The organism is Moorena sp. SIO4E2, from assembly GCF_010671945.1.
Taxonomy (GTDB): domain Bacteria; phylum Cyanobacteriota; class Cyanobacteriia; order Cyanobacteriales; family Coleofasciculaceae; genus Moorena; species Moorena producens.
In genome coordinates, this window is the sequence record NZ_JAAHIE010000609.1 from 1 (window position 1) to 4,045 (window position 4,045).

General features: G+C 41.8%; 5 protein-coding genes. 2 read left to right on the plus strand and 3 right to left on the minus strand.

Translation table 11 applies throughout. The features are described 5' to 3' along the window. Positions 1–365: 365 nt before the first annotated feature. Entirely contained in the window at positions 366–1,301 is a 936-nt protein-coding gene (locus F6K37_RS33990) for an ATP adenylyltransferase family protein (protein ID WP_008186820.1), read from the minus strand. A gap of 340 nt (positions 1,302–1,641) precedes the next feature. Then, positions 1,642–1,776, minus strand: a complete 135-nt coding sequence (locus F6K37_RS33995) for a hypothetical protein (RefSeq protein WP_287255157.1) — start codon at positions 1,774–1,776, stop codon at positions 1,642–1,644. A gap of 64 nt (positions 1,777–1,840) precedes the next feature. On the opposite strand from F6K37_RS33995, the gene F6K37_RS34000 reads away from it, so the two are divergent. Continuing rightward, the gene (locus F6K37_RS34000; protein ID WP_287255167.1) at positions 1,841–2,494 is read left to right on the plus strand and encodes a Uma2 family endonuclease; all 654 of its coding nucleotides are present in this window, start codon (positions 1,841–1,843) and stop codon (positions 2,492–2,494) included. A 264-nt stretch (positions 2,495–2,758) separates the two neighbouring features. Next, positions 2,759–3,718 (plus strand): Uma2 family endonuclease, encoded by a 960-nt coding sequence (locus tag F6K37_RS34005; protein WP_287255168.1) that lies wholly within the window; start codon positions 2,759–2,761, stop codon positions 3,716–3,718. Positions 3,719–3,814: 96 nt separating this feature from the next. Here F6K37_RS34005 and cutA read toward each other — a convergent pair. Continuing rightward, positions 3,815–4,045 (minus strand): divalent-cation tolerance protein CutA (cutA, locus tag F6K37_RS34010; RefSeq protein ID WP_287255169.1); only part of this gene is annotated, 231 nt, incomplete at its 5' end.

A 4,045-nucleotide genomic window follows, 5' to 3' on the forward strand; every position in this document is an offset into this window, starting at 1 on the left:
GTAGGGAGTAGGTAGTAGGGAGTAGGGAGTAGGGAGTAGGGAGTAGGGAGTAGGGAGTAGGGACTTCGGAGCAGGGAGAAATAGGAAAGAGATCCAAAGAGTTTTTGATGTTATGAGCAATCATCAAGATTGCTCATGATCTATTTAGAAATGCTATAGTAAAGATGGTTTTAAGGGAATTAGCATCAAAGATGACTGTACCTCATAACTCCGATAAACGCTAATCTAAAATATAAAAAGGATACTTGAAAAGAAATACCTTAAAATTGGCAATTATAGCTTTTTTTATCCTAATGAGGTACATTCAAGTTTCTTACCCCGACTCCCTACTCCCTACTCCCAGATCCGCTGTTCCCTTTCCTTAATTACCAAGTAACAGCAACGTTTCTCAAAATTGTCATTGGACCTTGGTCTTTCAGACGTTTCATTTGCTCTTGGTTTCGGACTAGGAGAGCTCCGGCAAATCCGAGGGAATTGACCCCAATTGACTGGAAATCTGGTTGAGAACGGGGTAAAAGCAACATCCATTGCCTTGTGGCGAGGAGATTGTAGGCACCAGATTGCTTGTTACCATTGGCATTATTCCATGGCAACCCCACTGCACTCAGTAATCTATGGTACAAATCAAGGGTGGCTTGAGCGGCATCCCACGGAGAGTTTACCCAACTAGGGTCAAGCTCAGCAATAGCATGGATGAAGGGCAGGGTTGGGATGGTGCCAACAGAGTCCTGAAAGTTAGCTGATGCGATCGCATTTTCGATCGGGATGTTAACTCCTTCAGGAGCTAGGGGCAGAGGAACTAGTTGCAAGTGCTTGTGTCGTTGACTCGCACCACCAATCTTTCCAGCATTATAGAAAGCCAAGCCATCAATTTCCCCAAGACATGCCCACATAGCTGCAAAATCCTGCAAGGTCAGCCAAGTATCTTGCTCCTCGAAGGCACGGGTGATGATCAGCAGGTGATGGTCAACTACGTTGTATTTGTTCAACAGACACAGGTGGGTGTCGGAAAGGTCTGCTACAAATAAATCTTGTTCGTAGGGAAGAAAAGGGTTGAAATCCTTCGATGAAGTAGCTGTTTTTTCGTCTTGCTTCTTCTTGGCTTTGTCTTTCCATACCAGATTAGACAAAATCCGCACCAGGAAGCGAATACCCTCCTGTTCTACGAATTCGTATTCTGTCGCTATGGAGTGGAGTGCTTTACATTCAAGAGCGTGTTGGGTTTGTGCTTTCAGTTTCGGCCACAATGTACCTGGTTCTAGTACTAGTGTTCTTTCGGTAATTGGTTGTTCTTCAATCATAGCGATCGCATTTCCTTCAGCTTCTATGGCAATCTTAAATCATTTGTCAAAAAGCAAGCATTCAGCGGTCAGCCGTGAGCTAAAAGCTCACGCTACTTGAGGTGCTTAAAATAAACCTCGAATAGGGACTTCGGAGCAGGGACTGAGGCCGTAGGCCACGCTACGCGTTCGGAGCAGGGGGAAGAAAGTTGACTGTACCTGATCAGAATAATAAACGCTATACTCTTATAGAGTAACATTCAAAAAGTAACCCTATCAATTAAAAATAAAGTAACTATTTTAAAATATAAACTACTATAGTTATTTTTAGTAATATGTATTAAAATTGATTTAGAATAACTCAAAAAAACTCTGATACCTTTGCTACTACTCCCGATTCCCGACTCCCTCGGTGCGCTTTCCGTGATGGCGAGCAATCCCTCGCCATCACGGGTCGCACCGCTCCCGACTCCCGACTCCCTAAAGACCAGTACAAAAGTTACTCAACCAATTGAGCACTGCTATCAATAAAAGTAATCCTAAAGAGGTAATCCTATACCATGATCACAGGAAATTATGAACTGGCTGAACACCGGGTAATTTGCAAAAATGTCAGTTGGCAGATATTTGAACAATTACTCACAGAATTAGGAGAAGACCGCTCCACTCGCTTGGCTTACGATGACGGAACATTAGAAATTATGACTCCCTTAGGCCCCCATGAAAATAATAACCGCTTTATTGAACGCTTGATTGGTGCGATCGCTGATGAGTTAAATCTAACTATCAAAACCTTTGGCTCCTTGACTCTTAAGCGAGAAACACGATTAAAAGGGGCAGAACCTGACTCCTGTTACTATCTCCAAAATGAGCCATTGGTAAGACATAAGCAAACTATTAATTTAGATCATGACCCACCGCCTGATTTAGTATTAGAAATCGATATAACCAGTGGTTCTTTAGATAAGCGTCCTATTTATGCAGCGCTTGGTGTCCCTGAATTGTGGCGTTATAATGGACAAAACTTAGAAGTTTTTGTGCTACAACAACCGATTTTAATTTATAATCAAGTAAATCAGAGTCCAACCTTCCCTTGGATGCCTTTGAATGCTATACCTAGGTTTATTAACCAAAGTTTAGTTGATGGCGAAACAGCAACATTACGGGCGTTTAGGGCTTGGGTTAGAAAACAACATATAGGAGATATCAATTAGGTAAGGAGCAAAGTCTTGGGTTTTAGGGAGCAGGGACCAGGGAGCAGGGAGCAGGGGTAATAAAATTGAATGTACCTGATCATAATAATAAACGCTATAATATTAGCCATTAAAAAAAACTCAAAAAAAACAATGTATTTCAATTGAATTATAATAACCAAAATAATCTGTATTTCCTACTATTACCGATTCCCGATTTCCTGTTCCCGATTCCCGATTCCCGATTCCCGATTCCCGATTCCCGATTCCCGATTCCCTAAAAAAATGACTAAAAACTGGATTCCCCAAAGTGAAGCTCCTGCTTCTCCTAAAGAAACCCTACCTACCATGTATGATCTGCCGAGTGAGAATCCGGAGGAACCTGGTTTGCCAGACGAATTTCACGATTTACAACCCGAATTATTAAGTCGCACCTTTCGTTGTCAGTATTACCCTTCTGAGGAAGTATTTATTGGTACAGATTTAAATCTTTACTATGATGTGCGCCATCCTCAATGGTATAAACGTCCAGATTGGTTTTTAGTAGTGGGAGTTCCCCGTTTATACGAGGGCACTGATATTAGATCTAGCTATGTAATTTGGCAAGAAGGAGTTAATCCCTTTGTAATTGTAGAATTGCTGTCACCCACAACTGCAAAAGATGATTTAGGGGATAATCTAGAGCAAGAATCTGAAGCATCTAGAAGAGTTGCTGGAAATAGTGATAAGATTCAACTACACGATAGTAATAAAACTAGTAATAGTAGCAGTGAGCCTACCCATCAAACTATTCCTTCAAAGTGGGAAGTCTATCAGCAACGATTACGGGTACCTTATTATCTCGTGTTTAGTCGCTATACCAACCAAATTCGGTTTTTCAAATTAATCGGAGCTGGTTACCAAGAGCAAGGGATTTTAGCTGATCCACCCCAGATTTGGATTCCAGAACTAGACATAGGTGTGGGATTGTGGTGGGGAGAGTATGCGGGGATAACTCGTAATTGGTTGCGCTGGTGTGATGGTTCCGGAAATTGGCTTCTGACGGATACAGAACAGGAACGGGAAGCAAAAGAACAAGCCCTAGCCAAAGCAGACGAAGCTCTAGAAGAAAAAGAACAAGCCCAGCAACAAGTGAAACAAATTGTAGTCAATCTGTTGAAATCAGGGATGGATATTGAACAAGTTGCTAATATCACTGGACTTGATCAGGAGGAAATTATATCATGTTCAAATAATCAGTTATAAAAAAACATAGCTTCCTTCTGCTAGGGAATCGGGAATCGGGAATCGCGAATAGAGAATAAGGATATAATCCCAACTATTGCCATAAATTACCGGATTTTAGGCAAGAGCGACATTATTAATAAGCCAAGCTGCATACTGCTCGTTGACATGCTGTGTACTTAGTACCACAAATTCAGGGGTATCGTAGGGATGATAATTAGTGACAGTCTGCTCTGCTTTAGAGATCAGCTCGGTAGTTGTTTTGATTACTAGCAGCACTTCAGAATCAGACTCAACCTCACCCTCCCACCAATAAACTGAAGAGATCCCGGGAATAATGTTCACACA